The following is a 17,518-nucleotide window of genomic DNA, read 5'->3' as shown; positions in this document are numbered from 1 at the left end:
TGGACGTTTTTCGCGAGCAGGCTCGCTCCTGCAGGGAGGCGTTTTAGTTGGTGATGGGTTTCGGGATTTCCAGACCACGCTTCACCGCCGGCCGCGCCAGGAATTTCTCAAGTACGCGGGTGACGTTCGGGAAATTCTGGATGCCGACCAGATCACCGGCCTCATAGAAGCCGATCAGGTTGCGGATCCACGGGAACGTCGCGATATCGGCGATGGTGTAACGCTCGCCCATGATCCAGTCACGCCCTTCCAGACGTTTATCGAGGACGCTGAGCAGGCGTCGGCTTTCCTCGACATAACGGTCACGCGGACGCTTGTCTTCGTAATCCTTGCCGGCGAACTTGTTGAAGAAACCGAGCTGGCCGAACATCGGACCGATCCCGCCCATCTGGAACATCAGCCACTGGATGGTTTCGTAGCGAGTCGCGCCTTCCTGAGCCAGCAGCTGCCCGCTCTTGTCAGCCAGGTAAATCAAGATCGCCCCGGACTCGAACAACGGCAACGGCTGACCATCCGGGCCGTGGGGGTCGAGGATGGCCGGGATCTTGTTGTTGGGGTTCAACGACAGGAATTCCGGGGACATCTGGTCGTTGGTGTCGAAGCCAACGCGATGCGGCTCATAAGGCAGGCCGATTTCTTCGAGCATGATCGAGACCTTGACGCCGTTGGGGGTCGGCAAGGAGTACAGCTGAATCCACTCCGGATACTGGGCCGGCCATTTTTGAGTGATGGAAAACGCAGACAAATCGGTCATGGGGTTGGATCCACGAGAAAATTGAGAATGCCGATGATTATGGAGATCACACGGATTGGGACCGTTAGCGCCATCAATAACGCTGATGGTCGAGATCAATGCAGATCACAGTGTGCTTTCAGGCCTTCAGTGTAGGGTGTCCATAAATCCGCAACATCCTGTCGATAACCTTCGCTGCAACTCGTTGAAGGTTACCGGTAGATTGCTGCGCTCTCGGCCGGAATCGAACCAATGGGCTTCAGAGGACTCTGAGCACTGCCCTTTTGAAACGGACCGGCTCCACGACATGGAAAACACCCGACTCAGGACAAGTCGCGGTGTAAAGGTTTGTCAGCCTTAACCCAATACGCTGAAGAACCCTTTTTTCCATGAAGAATTTTCTGAAACTCGCCAATCGCTTCAAACATCGCGCCTATATATTCCTGCCCGCCCTGCTGGCGGCCAGCGCGTTGTTCATGTTGCTCGAGTCCCGCGAAAGCCGCGCCCAAACGGCGGACGGCACTCAGACGCTGGTGTTCCTGCGCCACGCCGAAAAACCCGAAGGTGGCCTCGGCCAACTCAACTGCCAGGGCCTGAACCGCGCAATCGATCTGGCGACCTTGCTGCCGGAAAAATTCGGCAAGGCCAACTATGTGTTTGCCGCCAACCCGACGCGCAACGTCGAGGAGGGTGAGCTGGACAATTCCTACAGCTACATTCGCCCATTGATGACCATCAGCCCCAGCGCGATCAAACTCGGCCTGCCGGTGAACATCAAATATTCGGCCAACGACACCAGCGACCTGGCCGATGAACTGCTCCACGACAAGTACCACAACTCGGTGATCTACACCGCCTGGTCCCACGGCTATCTGCCTGAACTGATCAACAAGGTCGCCGGGGAAGCTGTCGGCAAGAAGCAGAAGATCACCGAAGATTGGGAATCCAGCGACTTCGATTCGCTGTATGTGCTGACGTTGACCTGGCACAACGGCAAGGCCAGCCTGCAAAGCCACGTTTACAAGCAGGGGCTGGATAATGGGCAGGAGACTTGCCCGACTTGAGTTTTGCTTTGTCTGGGCGGGCCTCATCGCGGGCAAGCCCGCTCCCACAGTTGAACGACGCCGACCTTGTAGGAGCAAGGCTTGCCCGCGATGGGGCCAGCGAAACCACTTTCACCCTCGCTGACTCAGCCGCTCCCGCAAATACTCAACAACCGCCCCCCGCTCCCCCGCAAACTCGATCCGTGCGCCTTTCTTCTCCCGCTGAAATACATACATCGGGTCGTAATACTCAACCAGCAACCCTTCGATCCAGCCCCGGTGCAAATCCACCGCGCCGCTGCGCCCCTGCTCGGCCAACGCGTCTTCCATCAGGATCAACATCCGCCGATGCCGCTCACCGCCCAGGCGCTTCTGCACATTGTTCAAGCTCGCCAGCAAACGCTCGGAAAACAGCGCAAAACCTTCCTCGCCATGCACAGCGATGAACTCGGCACACAAATCCACCACGTAATCGCGCAGGATCCGCTCGACCCGCCCTTGCAGGCTGTCTTCGAGCCAGACCATCGGAAACTGCTGCATGCCCTGAAACAGCTGCAATGGCAACGCGCAACTGCCGATCGCGCGGCTCTCGTCTTCCAATACGAATTGTTCGAGGCCGTGGGCGCGTTTTTTCAGCAGGTCCACGGCCAGACGATTCTCGAAATCGATATTCGACGGTTGGCCGGTGGCGCGTTTGCCGAAGCTGGAACCGCGATGATTGGCGTGACCTTCCAGGTCCAGCCCGTTGCTCAATTGCGTGAGGACTTCGGTTTTACCGGTGCCGGTCATGCCGCCCAATAAAACGAAATCGCAATGGGCGACAGCCTGGTCGACGGTGTCCAGCAGGAACGTACGCATGGCTTTGTAGCCGCCCCCGACGCGCGGGTAGTCAATGCCCGCCTCGTCCTTGAGCCAGCGCTGGACGATCTGCGAACGCAAACCGCCACGAAAGCAATACAAAAACCCATCGGGATGCGCCCGGGCGAAATCCGCCCAGGCCTGGATGCGCTCGGCCTTGACCGCGCCAGATACCAGTTGATGACCCAGTTCGATGGCGGCCTGCTGACCGTGTTGCTTGTAGCAGGTGCCGATCCGCTGCCGCTCGTGGTCGTTCATCAGCGGCAGGTTGATCACGCCGGGAAACGAGCCCTTGGCAAATTCGACGGGCGCACGGGCATCCATCATCGGCCGGTCGTTGAGGAAGATGTCGCGGTAATCGGTGTAGTCGACAGACATCAAGACACCTCGACCGCGTTGCTCTGTCGCTCAACCAGTTCGCCGATCGGCGCCAGGTCCAGGCCCAGCTCGGCGGCGACCTTGAGGAATTCGGTATTGCCTTCGGGAGTAACGGCGATCAACAGGCCACCGCTGGTCTGCGGATCGCACAGCACGCGCTTGTGCAGCTCCTGCAACCGCCCGAGTTTGCTGGCGTAGCTGTCGAAATTGCGCAAGGTGCCACCGGGAACGCAGCCTTGTTCGAGGTAATACTCGACGCCCGGCAAGCGTGGCACCCGGTCGAACTCGATACGCGCGGTCAGGTGGCTGCCGTCGGCCATTTCCACCAGATGCCCGAGCAGGCCGAAACCGGTGACGTCGGTCATCGCGGTCACACCCTCAAGCTTGCCGAAGCGGCTGCCGGGCTTGTTCAGGGTGCACATCCAGTCGCGTGCCAGGCCGATGTCGGCGTTACGCAACTTGCCCTTCTTCTCGGCGGTGGTGAGGATGCCGATGCCCAGGGGTTTGGTCAGGTACAGCAGGCAACCGGCGGTGGCGGTGTCGTTGCGCTTCATGTGACGCTTTTCCACGAGGCCGGTGACGGCCAGGCCGAAGATCGGTTCCGGCGCGTCGATGGAGTGTCCGCCGGCCAGTGGAATACCCGCCTCGTCGCACACCGAACGACCACCGCGAATCACTTCCCGGGCAATCTCCGGCGCCAGTACGTTAACCGGCCAGCCGAGGATCGCAATCGCCATCAACGGATCGCCGCCCATGGCGTAGATATCGCTGATGGCATTGGTGGCGGCAATGCGCCCGAAATCGAACGGATCGTCGACGATCGGCATGAAAAAATCGGTGGTCGACACCACGCCGCGCTCTTCATCGATGGAGTACACCGCCGCGTCATCGCGCGAGGCATTGCCGACCCACAGTTTCGGGTCAAGATTCTGCGCGCCGCTGCCGGCCAGAATCACCTCCAGCACCTGGGGGGAAATCTTGCAGCCACAGCCAGCGCCGTGGCTGTATTGGGTCAGGCGTATCGGCTCGCTCATCAGGGACACCTCGCAAAATAATGCGAGGAGTTTATACCAACGCGATTTTGAAGGATCGACTTACGGCAACAGAATCACCTTGTCGCCACTGCCCTGATTCACTTCGGCATATCGCTCCAGCCCTTCAGCCAATGGCGATTCGAACAACCCCTGAGGCAACGGCAGCAAGTCCTGATCGAAGAACTTGCCGAACTGGTCGAGCATCGCCGCACAGGCTTGCACGCCATACAGCAACGAGTTGATCCCCACCACCGAACCGCCCTTGCGATACAGCGCCAGCGCCGGCAACTGGACCATGCCATCGACCGGCGCGGCGATGATTGCAATGCGCCCGAACGGGGCCAAAGCCGCGACGGAGGCCGGCAGCCAGAAGCCGGTGGTGTCGAAGATCACATCGGCGCCACCGGTGAACACAGCGCTCACTTGCGCGCCCAGATCTTCGGATTTTTCCAGTTGCAGCGTTTGATAACCCTGGGCCTGCAAGTCCTTGACCTGCTCCGGCCGGCGCGCCGCCGCCAGCAGCTTGGCACCCCGCACCTTCGCCAGTGCCAGCGCGGCACTGCCCACCGCCCCGCCACCGATAACCAGCAAGCGGGTTTCGGCGTTCACCAGGCTGCGCTCCAGCGCATCCCACGCCGTGGTGTAGGGCACGCCAAGGCTGGCGGCTTGAGCGAAACTCAAATGCGTCGGTTTGAGGGCTACGCCATTGGCCAGCAGTTTGACGAACTGCGCGTGGGAGCCATCGGCGAAGAAACCCAATTCACGACCCGTTCCCCAAACCTCTTGCCCGAGCAGCGCCTGCGGGCCTTGCACCACGACGCCGGCAAAATCACGGCCGGGAATCCTCGGCAGCGTGGTGTACGGAAAGCGTCCCAAAACGTTCTTCACGTCGCTGGGATTGAGGCCGGCTGCCTTGATCTCCACCAGGACTTCATCGGCACCGACAACGGGCGTCGGCGCGTCGACGTAGCGCAGGGCCGCGAGGTCGCCGGTTTTGTCGAACTGTAATGCTTTCATGAATGTATCCATCGAGTAGGCGAAGTGGTTTCAGGAAATCCAGCCAGCAACCAACTGCCGGCCCATCGGCCAGAGTTTTTCACCGGCGAGCATGCCCAGCAGGCCTATCAGCGCAATGGCCGGTGGCGCGGGCGAACGAAAATCCAGGGCGCCGTAGAGCAGGCCGACACCTAGACCGATAACCAGTGAAATGAAGTAGCTCAAGGCAGACTCCGTGGGCGATTGAGGTATGCCTGGAGTCTAGAGAGGGAGGACCGCGAACACCGGCCAAGTGCTTCTGAATTTCGGCCAAACACCGACTCGACTCAGCCCTGGCGTTGACTCGCTGAATACTGCGAAGGCGCCACGCCCAGCGCCCGACGGAACATGTCGCTGAAACTGCTGGGCGAATAGCCCAGTTCCCGGGCAATCGCACTGACCGGCACACCCTGAATCAACTCCGCCGCCGCCATCGCCAGTTGCACCTGCCGCCGCCACTCGGCGAAACCCATGCCCAGCCCATCCTTGAACAACCGCGCGAGGGTACGCACGCTGGCGCCGGCGTTTTCGGCATGTTGTTCGAAGGGAATATCCAGCGATGGCTGGGCCATGACCGCCTGACAGAGATTCATCAAACGCCGGTCGGAATCGTCCGGCAACGGGATCTTCAGCAGCGAGCGCCTGGCCCGCTTGAGCTCCAGCAGCGCCAGGCCCACCAATGCTTCGTAATATTCGGGAGCACCGTCATCGCCCTGCTCCACCAGGCCCACGATCAACTCGCGCAACAACCCGCCCACCTCAATCACCTGCACGCTGTCATCCAGCGTCGCGGCCAGGGACGGCCGCAGGTAGATATTGCGCATTTGCAGGTCCGACACCACGCGAATCCCGTGGGGCACACCCGGCGGCAACCACACGGCGCGTTGCGGCGGCACCACCAGCGCTTCTTGCGGCGTCTCGACCCACATCACCCCGCTCATCGCATACAGCAACTGCCCCCAGACATGTTCGTGCGGCTCAATGAACAACCCGCGCGGGTACGTCCGCGCCAGCGGTTGCACCGGCACATCGGTATCGGTCAGATCTGGCGGTGCGGCAAGGGCCATGGTCAATGATCATTGGGGTTGGGGGGACATGCCATGGTAACGAGGCGACGCCGATGCCGCCAGCAACGGCAACCGCCTGACAATCCGACTGAATTTTCCCGGTGGCCCGCGATCCTTCTAAGTACAACAGGGAGGAAGTAGGGCTTTATGAACAACGCAAAACTTTTCGTCATTGAATACACCCTTCACGGCGCCCCCAAGTCGTTCATTATCCGTCTGGAAAAAATGGACAACGCCGAGGCTTGGCATTGGGCCAGCTGCGACGCAGGGATCGGAAGAATCCCGCGCTTTGGCCGTGAAAAGGTGCAAAAGACCAGCAAGCCGATGGCAGAAAAATTCGGCGTGGAAAATGTTAAATGGCGACCGGCCAACTGACAGCGAAACACGCGGAAAAGCTTGAAACCGGAAGTGGAGCCCGACCAGGCTCCACATTCCTTTGTGCGATGCTTTTCAGTGAGCGCACTTGCAGCCTTGATGGCTGCACTCTTCACCGTGTTCGTGATGCTTGGCGCAGGCTTCACAGCAATAGTGCTTGCCGTGCCGCACGATCGGATGCTCACCGAGCTTGCAGTTGCATTTCGGACAGTCGCATTTACGGTCATCGGACATGGAGCTGACTCCTTTTGTGGTGGTCGTGGGGGCTGGGTTGATGGCCCGTTTTACCAGTGTAGGAGTTGGTGAGGGGACAGTTGGAAGAGATTCGGTGGTTTGGAGGACGCCATCGCTGGCAAGCCAGCTCCCACAGTGAGCGGGGATCTGCGAGATTTTGGTCGGCTGCCAGGCCGCCATCGCCAGCAGGCTGGCTCCCACAGTTGGATTGGGTGTATCTGAAAGGGATTGGTCGGCTGTGAGGACGCCATCGCTGGCAAGCCATGCTCCTACAGTGAGCGGGGATATCTGCAAGATTTTGGTCGGCTGCCAGGCCGCCATCGCCAGCAGGCTGGCTCCCACAGTTGGATTGGGTGTATCTGAAAGGGATTGGTTGGCTGTGAGGACGCCATCGCTGGCAAGCCATGCTCCTACAGTGAGCGGGGATATCTGCAAGATTTTGGTCGGCTGCCAGGCCGCCATCGCCAGCAAGCTGGCTCCCACAGTTGGATTGGGTGTATCTGAAAGGGATTGGTTGGCTGTGAGGACGCCATCGCTGGCAAGCCATGCTCCTACATAAGAGCAAAAACAGATCGGCGTACACCCACGCTTTTCACCACTCCACAGGCCGAGCGTTAGCTCGCCTGCCGCTTTTGATCTTGATCCACCCGCCCCATCGGGAGGCTGAGTGGAGGCGTTTATCCGGGGGTGGGCGCGCAGCGCCGTGCGGCGAAGCCGCACACATCGAGAGGAGGTCGTCGCGAAGCAGACCGGAGGCGATGCCCCCGGATGAATGCCGGAGCGAAGGAACCCCGAGCCCTAGCGAGGGGCCGTACGTAAGGGGCGAGCGTTTTTTGCTTCCTTTTTTAGGCGCTTGTAAAAAAGGGAGTCGCCGTAAGGGCGAAACCCTAAGCCGCCGTTACCGCAGCAACGGATATGTACACAAAACCCCAGGAGCCTGGTCGGCCCAGAGGCCGCCAAGGTCAAACCGCACGCCGACTACTGCGATACATAAACACAAGCGCCAACCCCAAAAGCACCATCGCCAACACCCGACTCCCCGACAACTCGATAGCCGGATTCCCCAACCAGCCAAAATTATCGATCAACATCCCCATCCCCAACTGCCCGACAATCACCGCCACCGTCGCCACCGCAGTCCCCACCCGCGGCACCGCGCCGACCATGACCATCATGTAGACCACCCCAAACAACGCCCCGCCAAGCTGCCACTTCGGCACCTCCAGCAGGCTCACCGCATGGGCCGGCTCGAAAAACACAATCAGCAACCCGGTCAACACCGCGCCCACCACGAAGGTCAGCAAACTGCTGCGCAATACACCGACCGTCTCGCCCAAACGTCCATTGATCGCCGCTTGCACACTCAACACCGCGCCAGCCGCCACAACCACCGCCAACAAAATAATCAGATTCATCATTACCCCCGAGCAATCAGAACAAGCGCCGCAACAATCAGCAGCAAGGCCAGCCAACGTTCAGCGTTGACCTTTTTACGGGTGGCGCCGAACCAGCCGAAATGGTCGATCAGCACACTTTTGCCGACCTGCCCGGAGAGAATCGCGATCATGGTCATCGCAATGCCAATGTGCGGCGTCGCCAACGTCAACACCACCACATAGACCGGCCCGAGAAAACCGCCGATCAATTGCCAGCGCGGCAGCTCGCTCAGGGCCGGCCCCTTTTGAGGGCCGCTGAGCAGCAACAGGAAAAAAAGGATCGCCGAGCCAACGCCGAAAATGCTCAAGGTCGCCCACAAGTGACCGACCTGAACGCCCAGCGGCCCGAGCAAACCGGCCTCTACGGACAGCCCCATGCCGGCCAGAATCACCAGCGGCAGCAGCAACAGCCGCAACCCCGGCCGGGTGACGGGCGCCGCTACTGCACCAACGTTGTCGAGAGAGGAAGACTGCATAAGAGAACACCGTTAAAGGAAATATGGCGCGCATTATCGATTGCCGTTGCTGTGCGATAAATGGGAGCATCCTGACAACACTTTTGCGTAACTCGCACAGCAGGATTCACCATGCACGGCCTCAACGAACTGGGATTCAAGGCACTTCGGCTGTTTGTCGCGGTGCTCGACCATGGCAGTTTTTCCGAAGTCGCGCGCCGTGAGGGTCTGGCGCCCTCTTCGATTTCCCGACAAATCCAGTTGATGGAGCAGGCCCTCAGCCAGCAATTGCTCTACCGTCACACCCGCGCCGTGACACCCACCGAGGCCGGGCGAGTGCTCGGTGATCACGCACGATTGGTGCTGGTGCAACTGGAGGAAGCCGAACAGGCGTTGCAGGAACAGCAAAGCGAACCAAGCGGGCTGGTGCGGATCAACGCGCCGGTGGTGTTCGGCCAGCGGCATCTGACACCGTGGCTGGGGCAGTTGTGCGCGCGCTATCCGAAGCTGCAACTGGATATCCAGCAAACCGACAGCTACGTCGCACCGTTACAGGAGGGCGCGGACCTGCTGTTTCGCATCGGACCGCTGCACGACTCAAGCATGCAGGCGCGGGTTCTGGCGCCCCAGCGTTTTCAGGTCGCGGCAAGTCCCGCTTACCTGGAACGCCACGGCACGCCGCAGCATCCTGACGACCTCGTCAAACATCAGTGCCTGGCCTACAAAGGCGTGTCCGGGCTGCAACGCTGGTTTTTCCGCAAGGGCCAGCAGCCGTGGACGCCGTACTCGGTGAAAGGGCCGATCACCGGCAACCACGCCGACACCCTGACGCAAGCCGCCGAACAGGGCTTGGGGCTGGTGATGTTTCCGTCGTGGTTGATTGGTGAGGCGGTGCGCAACGGCACGCTGGTGCCGGTGCTGAGGAACTATCAGGTGTCAAACAGCCTGGAGCCGCAGCAGATCGCCGTGCTCTGGCCGGGCAGCCGACGCTTGTCGGTTAAGGTCAGAACGGTGATTGATTACTTTGTCGAGTGCTTTGGCGAGGTGCCCTACTGGGATAGACCGTAGTGCGAACGCCTCGATCAATGTGGGAGCGGGCTTGCTCGCGAATGCGGTGTACCAGTCAACATATGTATTGACTGACATACCGCATTCGCGAGCAAGCCCGCTCCCACAGGTTTAAGGGGACCGTCAGATCCGGAACTGCCCCACCAAACTGCCCAACCGCTGCCCCAGATCCGCGAGACTGCGGGAGGTCTGCGCACCGAGCTGGGTTTCGCCGGCAACGTTGTCCACCGCCACCGCAATCTGATGCACGCTGCGGTTGATCTCTTCAGCCACGGCGGTTTGCTCTTCGGCGGCGCTGGCGATCTGCGCGTTCATCGAATTGATGGTGGCGATCAACTGCGCCATGGTGTCGAGCGAGGTGCCCGCCTCGTTGGCCTGCGCGGACGTTCCGTCACCAGCCTCGCTGGAGCGGCGCATGGCTTCCACCGCCGACTGGGTGCCGGCCTGCAAACGGTCGATCATGCCCTGGATTTCCTGGGTGCTGATTTGCGTACGGCTTGCCAGCGCCCGCACCTCATCAGCGACCACCGCAAACCCACGCCCGGCCTCACCGGCGCGAGCGGCTTCGATGGCGGCGTTGAGCGCCAGCAGGTTGGTCTGCTCGGCAATCGAGCGGATCACCCCGAGCACGCTGACGATCGACGACACGTCTTTTTGCAGGCTGTCGAGCGATACGCCGCTGCTGCGAATGTCATCAACCAGTGCATGAATCTTGACGATGCTGCCGGCCACCACACGCTTGGCGGCCTGGCCTTCTTCGTCGGTCTGCTGGGCAGCCACCGCCGCGTTTTGCGCACTCTTGGCCACTTCCTGGGCAGCGGCGGACATTTCGTTGATCGCCGTGGCGACCTGATCGGTTTCGTGACGCTGACGCTCCATGGCCTTGTCCGAACGATGGGCCTGGTCGGACACCTGCGTCACCAGCCCGGTCAGTTGCGAAGTCATTTCGGTGATCTGGCGCACCAGGCCATGGATCTTGTCGACGAAACGGTTGAACGAGCCGGCCAGTTCGCCCAGTTCATCCTGGCTGGTGATGGTCAGGCGACGGGTCAGGTCGCCCTCGCCTGCCGCGATGTCGTCAAGGTTGGCTTTCATCAGGTTCAGCGGACGCAGAATGGTGTTGGCCAACAGCATCCCGGCCGCAGCGATCAGCAACAGCACCACCACGGCTACGCCGACAATGCTCAGCACCACGCCTTGCATGCGCTCCTGAACCTTGGCCTCGACCACCGCGACTTGCGCTTCGATGCCGTCGAGGTTGACCGACGTACCCACCGCCATATCCCACTTCGGCAAGTATTCGGTGTAGCCGAGTTTGGGCACCAGCACCTGGCTGTTGCCCGGCAGCGGCGAGCTATATTGCAGGTAATGCGTACCTTCCTTGGCCACTTTCACCAGATCACGATTGACGTAGACACCGTTCGGGTCGCGGTTGTCCTTGAAGCTCTTGCCCACGCCTTCCGGATCTTTGGCCTTGAACAGGCGCACAGTGTTGGAGTCGTAGCCGAAGAAGTAACCGTCCTTGCCGTAACTGATGCTCGACAGCAACTTGATCGCCTGGGCCCGTGCGGCGTCATCGCCTTGAGCAGCAGCGTCGTACAGCGGCTTGATCGTGGTCATGGCCACGGCGACGTAACTTTGCAGGGTCGTCTTGGCATCGCTGAGCAGGCGCTCGCGGGTGACCTCGACCTCTTGGCGGGCCTGGCCTTGCAGGATAAACAACGTGGTCAGGCTGATGACCAGCGCGAAGAGCAACACCGGGAGGACGGCAAGGGACAGGACTTTAGCCTTCAGGCTCATGCGCATGACGTTCACTCTTTTGATTTTGTTGGCGTGGGTAAAGGCTTTAACGGCACGCGAACAAAAAACTGTAGGAGCACGGCTTGCCGGCGATTGCGTCCTTGAGAACGCTATCGCCGGCAAGCCGTGCTCCTACAGAGAGCGCCGGGGTTACAAGACCATCGCAGCCACCCAGCCAAACACCAGCAGCGGCAGGTTGTAGTGCAGGAAGGTCGGGACCACGGTGTCCCAGATGTGATGGTGCTGGCCGTCGATGTTCAGGCCGGAGGTCGGGCCGAGGGTCGAATCGGAGGCCGGTGAACCCGCGTCGCCCAAGGCGCCGGCGGTGCCGACGATGCACACGATCGCCAATGGACTGAAGCCCAGTTGCACGCACAGCGGCACGAAGATCGCCGCCAGGATCGGCACGGTGGAGAACGACGAACCGATGCCCATGGTCACCAGCAAACCTACCAGCAACATCAACAAGGCGCCGACGCCCTTGCTGTGATCGATGTACGCCGCCGACGATTCGACCAGCGTTTGCACCTCACCGGTAGCCTTCATCACTTCGGCAAACCCGGACGCGGCGATCATGATGAAGCCGATCATCGCCATCATCTTCATGCCTTCGGTGAACAGGTCGTCGGTGTCGCGCCACTTGACGATGCCCGACACCGAGAAGATCAGAAAACCGGCCAGCGCACCGATAATCATCGAGTCCAGCAACAACTGAATGATGAACGCCGCCGCAATCGCCACACCCGCCACCAGCAGACTCATCGGGTTGTATTGCACCGCGACCTGCTCGACTTGCTCGATCTTTGTCAGATCGTAGACACGCTTTTTGCGATAGCTGACAAACGCAATCAGCAGGCCCGCGACCATGCCCAGCGCCGGAATGCCCATGGCGTGGGTGACATTGATGCCGCTGATGTCCACGCCGCTGCGGGCGACGTTGGCCAGCAGGATTTCATTGAGAAAGATGTTGCCGAAACCCACCGGCAGGAACATGTACGGGGTGATAAGGCCGAAGGTGATGACACAGGCGATCAACCGGCGATCCAGTTGCAACTTGGTCAGTACATAAAGAAGCGGCGGCACCAGCAAGGGAATGAAGGCGATATGTATCGGCAAGATGTTCTGCGAGGCAATGGCCACCACCCACAGCAGGCCGATCAACAGCCACTTGACCTGGCCACCGCCCGTGGCGTGCTGGCGATCGACCATTGCCAACGCCTTGTCGGCCAGGGCATGGGCCATGCCGGACTTGGCAATCGCCACCGCGAAAGCACCGAGCAACGCGTAGGACAACGCCACCGTCGCCCCGCCGCCGAGGCCACTGTTGAAGGCTTTCAGCGTCGCTTCGATCCCCAGGCCACCGGTCAAACCACCCACCAGCGCACCGACGATCAGCGCGATCACCACATGCACGCGGGACAGGCTGAGTATCAGCATGATGCCGACCGCGGCAATTACTGCATTCATTGTCGTTCTCCAGACAAGCGAAAAGAGTCCAGCCGGGCGTCTGCATCAGCGGCCAGCGGGTTGAAGAATGGGTCTTATTAGAAGGGCGCGCACTTTGCCGCAGCAGGCCTTCCTTGTCAAAGCCAAGACTTGCTCGTGTAGGCGCTGCCGAAGGCTGCGATCTCCTGATCTTCAACGCCGCCGAGGACGTAAAAATCAAAAGATCGCAGCCTTCGGCAGCTCCTACAGAGGACACTCCGTTATTCGACGGGAGGGATAAAGAAAGCTCTTTTGCAGCCGTTACAGCGCAAAGTCTCAGATATTTATCGAATAAGGACGTCTCCATGTCGCTCAGACAACTTTCCATCCAATGGAAAATCACCCTGCTGGCCGGGCTGTGCCTGGCGGGCATTGTGACCCTGCTGGTAGGTCTTTCGCTGTATCGCATGGAGCACAGCTCCGAGCTGGTGAAAGCCTCGAGCATGGAGATGCTGAATGAAGCGGCACAGGCGCGGATCGAGTCCCAGGGTGAAAACCAGGCGCTGGTCATTCGCCAGCAGTTCATGGACGCCTATCAATATGGCCACGGCTTTTCGCGTCAGGTGCTGTTCCTGCGCGACCAGGCCGAGAAGCGCTTTCTCGATGCCTTCGACCTGCGCGAAGACCTGACTCGTCAGGTCAAATCGGCGCTGCAAGCCAATCCTGAGTTGCTCGGTTTGTCGTTGGTGTTCGAACCCAATGGGCTGGACGGCAAGGACGAACTGTTCGCCGATCAGAGCGAAGTCGGCAGTAACGAGAAGGGCCGCTTTGCCCTGTACTGGTCGCAACCGACGCCGGGCAAGCTGACCTCCATGCCCTTGCCGGAAAGCGACATGGCCGACACCCGCACCGGCCCCAGCGGCGAGGCGGCCAACGCCTGGTTCACCTGCCCGCGCACCAGCCTCAAGCCCTGCGTGATCGAGCCCTACTTTTATGTAATCGACGGTCACAACGTGCTGATGACCAGCATCGTCTTCCCGCTGATGGTCAACGGCAAGATCATCGCTTCGCTGTCGGTGGATATCAACCTCAACAGCCTGCAAACCCTCAGCCAGAGCGCGAGCAAGAAACTCTACGACGGCCAGACCAGCGTCAGCATCGTCAGCCCGGCCGGTTTGCTCGCCGGTTACAGCGCGGATGCGAGCAAGCTCAGCCAGCGCCTGGAAACCGTGGACAAGACCAGCGGCGCCGAGCTGATGCGCCTGCTCGCCACCAGCAGCAACACCAGCAGCCTGCACAGCAATCAACAACTGAAAGTGCTGGCGCCATTCCAGCCGATTCCGGGCGGCAAAGCCTGGGGCGTGTTGCTCGACGTGCCGGAGAAAGTGCTGGTCGGCCCTGCTGAAACCCTGAAAAAGCAACTGGATGACAGCAACACCGCTGGCACCCTGACCGAACTCGGCCTGGGCGTGCTGGCCGCATTGATCGGCCTGCTGCTGGTGTGGCTGATGGCGCGCAGCGTGACCAAGCCGATCCTCGGCGTGGCCCGCATGCTCGAGGACATCGCCAGTGGCGAAGGCGATCTGACCCGCCGTCTGGCCTATGACAAACAGGATGAACTGGGGCACTTGGCCGGCTGGTTCAACCGTTTCCTCGACAAGCTGCAACCGATCATCGCCGAGGTGAAACGCTCGGTGCAGGACGCCCGCAGCACGGCAGACCAGTCGTCCGCCATCGCCACCCAGACCAGCGCCGGCATGGAACAGCAGTACCGTCAGGTGGATCAGGTCGCCACCGCGTCCCACGAAATGAGCGCCACCGCCCAGGACGTCGCCCGCAGCGCGGCACAAGCGGCACAGGCTGCGAAGGATGCTGACAAAGCGACCCGCCGGGGCTTGTCCGTGATTGACCGCACGACCACCAGCATCGACAACCTCGCTGCCGACATGAGCGCGGCCATGGTTCAGGTCGAAGGCCTGGCGGCCAACAGCGAGAAAATCGGTTCGGTGCTGGAAGTCATCCGCGCCATCGCCGAGCAGACCAACCTGTTGGCACTCAACGCGGCGATCGAAGCGGCGCGTGCCGGTGAGGCCGGGCGTGGTTTTGCGGTGGTGGCCGATGAAGTGCGCAACCTGGCGCGACGCACCCAGGAGTCGGTCGAAGAAACCCGCCTGGTGATCGAACAACTGCAAAGCGGCACTCAGGATGTGGTCGGTTCGATGGGCAACAGCCATCGCCAGGCCCAGGGCAGCGTCGAACAGGTTGGGCAGGCCGTGACGGCGCTGCGACAGATCGGCGACGCGGTGACCGTGATCAGCGACATGAACCTGCAAATCGCCAGCGCCGCCGAAGAGCAAAGCGCGGTGGCCGAGGAGATCAACAACAACGTGGCGACCATTCGCGACGTGACCGAATCGCTGTCTGGGCAGGCCAATGAATCGGCGCGGGTCAGCCAGTCGCTTAATTGCCTGGCCAACCATCAGCAAGGTTTGATGGATCAGTTCCGGGTTTAAGACATGACCCATCCTTGTAGGAGCCGAGCTTGCTCGCGATGGCGGCGATACATTCAGTATCAATATGTCTGACCCACCGCCATCGTCGGAACGCCGCCCGGAGCAAGCTCAGCTCCTACAGATTTCGCGCACATGTCGATTTCTCTTTCATGATGGCGAGTGGATATCTACCCAAAGCCGATTATGCTTCATGAAACCTTGCAGCGATGCGAGGCCGTCAGTCTGTGTCCAATGGCCCGGGTACGGCAAAAATTGAGAGGTGCTCCGGCCTAACAAGAACAACGGAGAAAACTCATGGCGGCAATCGACAACACAACCACGGGCAGCGCACCCAACCGCGGGATTACCAAGGAGGAGCGCAAGGTCATCTTCGCCTCGTCCCTGGGCACCGTGTTCGAGTGGTACGACTTTTACCTCTACGGCTCCCTCGCGGCGATCATCGCCAAGCACTTCTTCGCCGGCGTCAACGAGACCACGTCCTTTATCTTTGCCTTGCTCGCCTTCGCCGCAGGCTTTGCCGTGCGGCCCTTCGGGGCGATTGTGTTCGGTCGGCTGGGCGACATGATCGGGCGCAAACACACCTTCCTCATCACCATCGTGATCATGGGTATTTCCACAGCGGTGGTGGGTTTCCTGCCCGGCTACGCGACCATTGGCGTGGCGGCGCCGATCATCCTGATCACCTTGCGCCTGCTGCAAGGCCTGGCCCTTGGCGGTGAATACGGCGGTGCGGCAACCTACGTCGCCGAACATGCACCGAAAGGCAAACGCGGTTATTTCACCTCGTGGATTCAAACCACCGCGACCCTCGGCCTGTTTCTTTCGCTGCTGGTGATCCTCGCCTGCCGCACCATCCTCGGCACTGAAGCCTTCGAAGCCTGGGGCTGGCGGATTCCCTTCCTGCTGTCGATCCTGCTGCTGATCATTTCGGTGTACATCCGTCTGCAACTCAGCGAGTCGCCGGTGTTCCTGAAAATGAAGGCTGAAGGCAAAGCCTCGAAGGCACCGCTGACCGAGTCATTCGCCCGTTGGGACAACCTGAAGATCGTGATCATGGCGCTGCTCGGCGGGACTGCCGGCCAAGCCGTGGTCTGGTACACCGGGCAGTTCTATGCGCTGTTCTTCCTGTTGCAAACCCTGAAGATCGACCCGCAGACCGCCAACCTGCTGATCGCGGGCTCGCTGCTGATCGGTACGCCATTCTTCGTCATCTTCGGCAGCCTGTCCGACCGCATCGGCCGCAAGGGCATCATCATGGCCGGCTGCATTCTCGCGGCGCTCACGTACTTCCCGATTTTCCATGCGCTGACCCAGTACGGTAACCCTGACGTGTTCATCGCGCAGGAGAAAAACCCGGTGACGGTGATCGCCAACCCCGACCAGTGTTCGTTCCAGTTCGACCCGGTGGGCAAGGCCAAATTCACCAGTTCCTGTGACCTGGCGAAAACCGTGTTGGCCAAACGGGCGATCCCCTATCAGAACGTCAAGGCTGAACCCGGCACCGTGGCGCAGGTGCGCATTGGCGAGAAAGTGATCCAGAGTTTTGAGGGCACCGGCATGCCGGCCGCCGACTTCAAGACCCAGAACGACGCCTTCACCGCCACGCTCGTTACCGCCCTCAAAGAGGCCGGTTACCCCGAGAAGGCTGACCCGGCCAAGACCAACTACCCGATGGTGTTGCTGCTGCTGACGATCCTGGTGATCTACGTGACCATGGTTTACGGCCCGATCGCCGCCTGGCTGGTGGAACTGTTCCCGGCGCGCATCCGCTACACCTCGATGTCGCTGCCCTACCACATCGGCAACGGCTGGTTCGGCGGTTTCCTGCCGACGGTGGCCTTCGCCATGGTGGCGGCGACCGGTGATATCTACTACGGGCTGTGGTATCCGATTGTGATCGCGGTGATGACGGCGATCCTGGGCATTTTCTTCATGCCGGAAACCAAGGATAGGGAGATTCATCACACCTGAGCCTGATGCGTTTCCCTGTAGGAGTGAGCCTGCTCGCGATAGCGCAGTGTCAGTCGATGAACTTGTTGGCTGACACACCGCGATCGCGAGCAG

At 60.6% G+C, this 17,518-nt stretch carries 16 protein-coding genes and 2 pseudogenes; 6 read left to right on the top strand and 12 right to left on the bottom strand.

From position 1 onward, the window contains the following. Window positions 1-43: 43 nt before the first annotated feature. A complete protein-coding gene (locus ACM110_RS20560; protein ID WP_416129215.1) occupies window positions 44-754 on the bottom strand; it encodes a glutathione binding-like protein in 711 nt (236 codons plus the stop codon). 368 nt (window positions 755-1,122) lie between these two features. On the opposite strand from ACM110_RS20560, the gene ACM110_RS20555 reads away from it, so the two are divergent. Further along, window positions 1,123-1,797: a histidine phosphatase family protein gene (locus ACM110_RS20555; protein WP_416129214.1), complete on the top strand. Its 675-nt coding sequence runs from the start codon at window positions 1,123-1,125 to the stop codon at window positions 1,795-1,797. 111 nt (window positions 1,798-1,908) lie between these two features. Here ACM110_RS20555 and mnmH read toward each other — a convergent pair whose 3' ends face one another. From mnmH to ACM110_RS20530, 5 genes are all read right to left on the bottom strand, one after another. Continuing rightward, a complete protein-coding gene (mnmH, locus tag ACM110_RS20550; RefSeq protein WP_416129213.1) occupies window positions 1,909-3,012 on the bottom strand; it encodes a tRNA 2-selenouridine(34) synthase MnmH in 1,104 nt (367 codons plus the stop codon). Then, window positions 3,012-4,046, bottom strand: a complete 1,035-nt coding sequence (gene selD, locus ACM110_RS20545; protein WP_416129212.1) for a selenide, water dikinase SelD — start codon at window positions 4,044-4,046, stop codon at window positions 3,012-3,014. The genes mnmH and selD overlap by 1 nt, the downstream gene beginning before the upstream one ends. Before the next feature lie 60 nt (window positions 4,047-4,106). After that, window positions 4,107-5,063 (bottom strand): quinone oxidoreductase family protein, encoded by a 957-nt coding sequence (locus tag ACM110_RS20540; RefSeq protein WP_416129211.1) that lies wholly within the window; start codon window positions 5,061-5,063, stop codon window positions 4,107-4,109. A gap of 30 nt (window positions 5,064-5,093) precedes the next feature. Continuing rightward, complete coding sequence (locus ACM110_RS20535) at window positions 5,094-5,267, bottom strand: DUF1427 family protein (RefSeq protein ID WP_192304656.1); 174 nt, start codon at window positions 5,265-5,267, stop codon at window positions 5,094-5,096. A 101-nt stretch (window positions 5,268-5,368) separates the two neighbouring features. Next, window positions 5,369-6,148 carry an AraC family transcriptional regulator gene (locus ACM110_RS20530; RefSeq protein ID WP_416129210.1) on the bottom strand — a complete coding sequence of 260 codons (780 nt, stop codon included), beginning with the start codon at window positions 6,146-6,148 and terminating at the stop codon, window positions 5,369-5,371. 147 nt (window positions 6,149-6,295) lie between these two features. Here ACM110_RS20530 and ACM110_RS20525 point away from each other — a divergent pair, with 147 nt between their 5' ends. Then, entirely contained in the window at window positions 6,296-6,523 is a 228-nt protein-coding gene (locus ACM110_RS20525; protein WP_338582022.1) for a DUF6555 family protein, read from the top strand. Window positions 6,524-6,598: 75 nt separating this feature from the next. Here ACM110_RS20525 and ACM110_RS20520 read toward each other — a convergent pair whose 3' ends face one another. The 3 genes from ACM110_RS20520 to ACM110_RS20510 all read right to left on the bottom strand — a co-directional run bounded on the left by ACM110_RS20520 (window position 6,599) and on the right by ACM110_RS20510 (window position 8,669). Further along, window positions 6,599-6,757: a metallothionein gene (locus ACM110_RS20520; RefSeq protein ID WP_416129234.1), complete on the bottom strand. Its 159-nt coding sequence runs from the start codon at window positions 6,755-6,757 to the stop codon at window positions 6,599-6,601. Between the two features lie 962 nt (window positions 6,758-7,719). Then, on the bottom strand, window positions 7,720-8,175 hold the full coding sequence (locus ACM110_RS20515) for a DMT family transporter (RefSeq protein WP_416129209.1): 456 nt from the start codon (window positions 8,173-8,175) through the stop codon (window positions 7,720-7,722). Next, the gene (locus tag ACM110_RS20510) at window positions 8,175-8,669 is read right to left on the bottom strand and encodes a DMT family transporter (protein ID WP_416129208.1); all 495 of its coding nucleotides are present in this window, start codon (window positions 8,667-8,669) and stop codon (window positions 8,175-8,177) included. The genes ACM110_RS20515 and ACM110_RS20510 overlap by 1 nt, the downstream gene beginning before the upstream one ends. Before the next feature lie 111 nt (window positions 8,670-8,780). Here ACM110_RS20510 and ACM110_RS20505 point away from each other — a divergent pair, with 111 nt between their 5' ends. Next, window positions 8,781-9,716, top strand: a complete 936-nt coding sequence (locus tag ACM110_RS20505) for a LysR family transcriptional regulator (protein ID WP_416129207.1) — start codon at window positions 8,781-8,783, stop codon at window positions 9,714-9,716. A gap of 123 nt (window positions 9,717-9,839) precedes the next feature. On the opposite strand, the gene ACM110_RS20500 is transcribed toward ACM110_RS20505, so the two are convergent. From ACM110_RS20500 to ACM110_RS20490, 3 genes and pseudogenes are all read right to left on the bottom strand, one after another. Further along, window positions 9,840-10,595 (bottom strand): methyl-accepting chemotaxis protein, encoded by a 756-nt coding sequence (locus tag ACM110_RS20500; protein ID WP_416129233.1) that lies wholly within the window; start codon window positions 10,593-10,595, stop codon window positions 9,840-9,842. Between the two features lie 102 nt (window positions 10,596-10,697). Next, a pseudogene (locus tag ACM110_RS20495) lies at window positions 10,698-11,516 on the bottom strand (cache domain-containing protein); the annotation flags it as partial. A 150-nt stretch (window positions 11,517-11,666) separates the two neighbouring features. Then, window positions 11,667-12,983 carry a Na+/H+ antiporter family protein gene (locus ACM110_RS20490; RefSeq protein WP_416129206.1) on the bottom strand — a complete coding sequence of 439 codons (1,317 nt, stop codon included), beginning with the start codon at window positions 12,981-12,983 and terminating at the stop codon, window positions 11,667-11,669. 323 nt (window positions 12,984-13,306) lie between these two features. Here ACM110_RS20490 and ACM110_RS20485 point away from each other — a divergent pair. The 3 genes and pseudogenes from ACM110_RS20485 to ACM110_RS20475 all read left to right on the top strand — a co-directional run. Then, a pseudogene (locus tag ACM110_RS20485) lies at window positions 13,307-14,596 on the top strand (HAMP domain-containing protein); the annotation flags it as partial. A gap of 102 nt (window positions 14,597-14,698) precedes the next feature. Then, complete coding sequence (locus tag ACM110_RS20480) at window positions 14,699-15,454, top strand: methyl-accepting chemotaxis protein (RefSeq protein ID WP_416129232.1); 756 nt, start codon at window positions 14,699-14,701, stop codon at window positions 15,452-15,454. A gap of 294 nt (window positions 15,455-15,748) precedes the next feature. Continuing rightward, window positions 15,749-17,425 (top strand): MFS transporter, encoded by a 1,677-nt coding sequence (locus tag ACM110_RS20475; protein WP_416129205.1) that lies wholly within the window; start codon window positions 15,749-15,751, stop codon window positions 17,423-17,425. Window positions 17,426-17,518: the final 93 nt, after the last annotated feature.

This window comes from Pseudomonas sp. NFX98 (assembly GCF_047784845.1).
GTDB lineage: Bacteria > Pseudomonadota > Gammaproteobacteria > Pseudomonadales > Pseudomonadaceae > Aquipseudomonas.
This window is presented reverse-complemented; position numbering and strand designations above follow the sequence as displayed.

What these genes read in the sequence shown, in the direction of transcription:
- ACM110_RS20560 (WP_416129215.1), bottom strand. Translation starts at nt 754, where the DNA reads ATGACCGATTTGTCTGCGTTTTCCATCACTCAAAAATGGCCGGCCCAG.
- ACM110_RS20555 (WP_416129214.1), top strand. Translation starts at nt 1,123, where the DNA reads ATGAAGAATTTTCTGAAACTCGCCAATCGCTTCAAACATCGCGCCTAT.
- mnmH (WP_416129213.1), bottom strand. Translation starts at nt 3,012, where the DNA reads ATGTCTGTCGACTACACCGATTACCGCGACATCTTCCTCAACGACCGG.
- selD (WP_416129212.1), bottom strand. Translation starts at nt 4,046, where the DNA reads ATGAGCGAGCCGATACGCCTGACCCAATACAGCCACGGCGCTGGCTGT.
- ACM110_RS20540 (WP_416129211.1), bottom strand. Translation starts at nt 5,063, where the DNA reads ATGAAAGCATTACAGTTCGACAAAACCGGCGACCTCGCGGCCCTGCGC.
- ACM110_RS20530 (WP_416129210.1), bottom strand. Translation starts at nt 6,148, where the DNA reads ATGGCCCTTGCCGCACCGCCAGATCTGACCGATACCGATGTGCCGGTG.
- ACM110_RS20525 (WP_338582022.1), top strand. Translation starts at nt 6,296, where the DNA reads ATGAACAACGCAAAACTTTTCGTCATTGAATACACCCTTCACGGCGCC.
- ACM110_RS20520 (WP_416129234.1), bottom strand. Translation starts at nt 6,757, where the DNA reads ATGTCCGATGACCGTAAATGCGACTGTCCGAAATGCAACTGCAAGCTC.
- ACM110_RS20515 (WP_416129209.1), bottom strand. Translation starts at nt 8,175, where the DNA reads ATGATGAATCTGATTATTTTGTTGGCGGTGGTTGTGGCGGCTGGCGCG.
- ACM110_RS20510 (WP_416129208.1), bottom strand. Translation starts at nt 8,669, where the DNA reads ATGCAGTCTTCCTCTCTCGACAACGTTGGTGCAGTAGCGGCGCCCGTC.
- ACM110_RS20505 (WP_416129207.1), top strand. Translation starts at nt 8,781, where the DNA reads ATGCACGGCCTCAACGAACTGGGATTCAAGGCACTTCGGCTGTTTGTC.
- ACM110_RS20500 (WP_416129233.1), bottom strand. Translation starts at nt 10,595, where the DNA reads ATGGAGCGTCAGCGTCACGAAACCGATCAGGTCGCCACGGCGATCAAC.
- ACM110_RS20490 (WP_416129206.1), bottom strand. Translation starts at nt 12,983, where the DNA reads ATGAATGCAGTAATTGCCGCGGTCGGCATCATGCTGATACTCAGCCTG.
- ACM110_RS20480 (WP_416129232.1), top strand. Translation starts at nt 14,699, where the DNA reads ATGGAACAGCAGTACCGTCAGGTGGATCAGGTCGCCACCGCGTCCCAC.
- ACM110_RS20475 (WP_416129205.1), top strand. Translation starts at nt 15,749, where the DNA reads ATGGCGGCAATCGACAACACAACCACGGGCAGCGCACCCAACCGCGGG.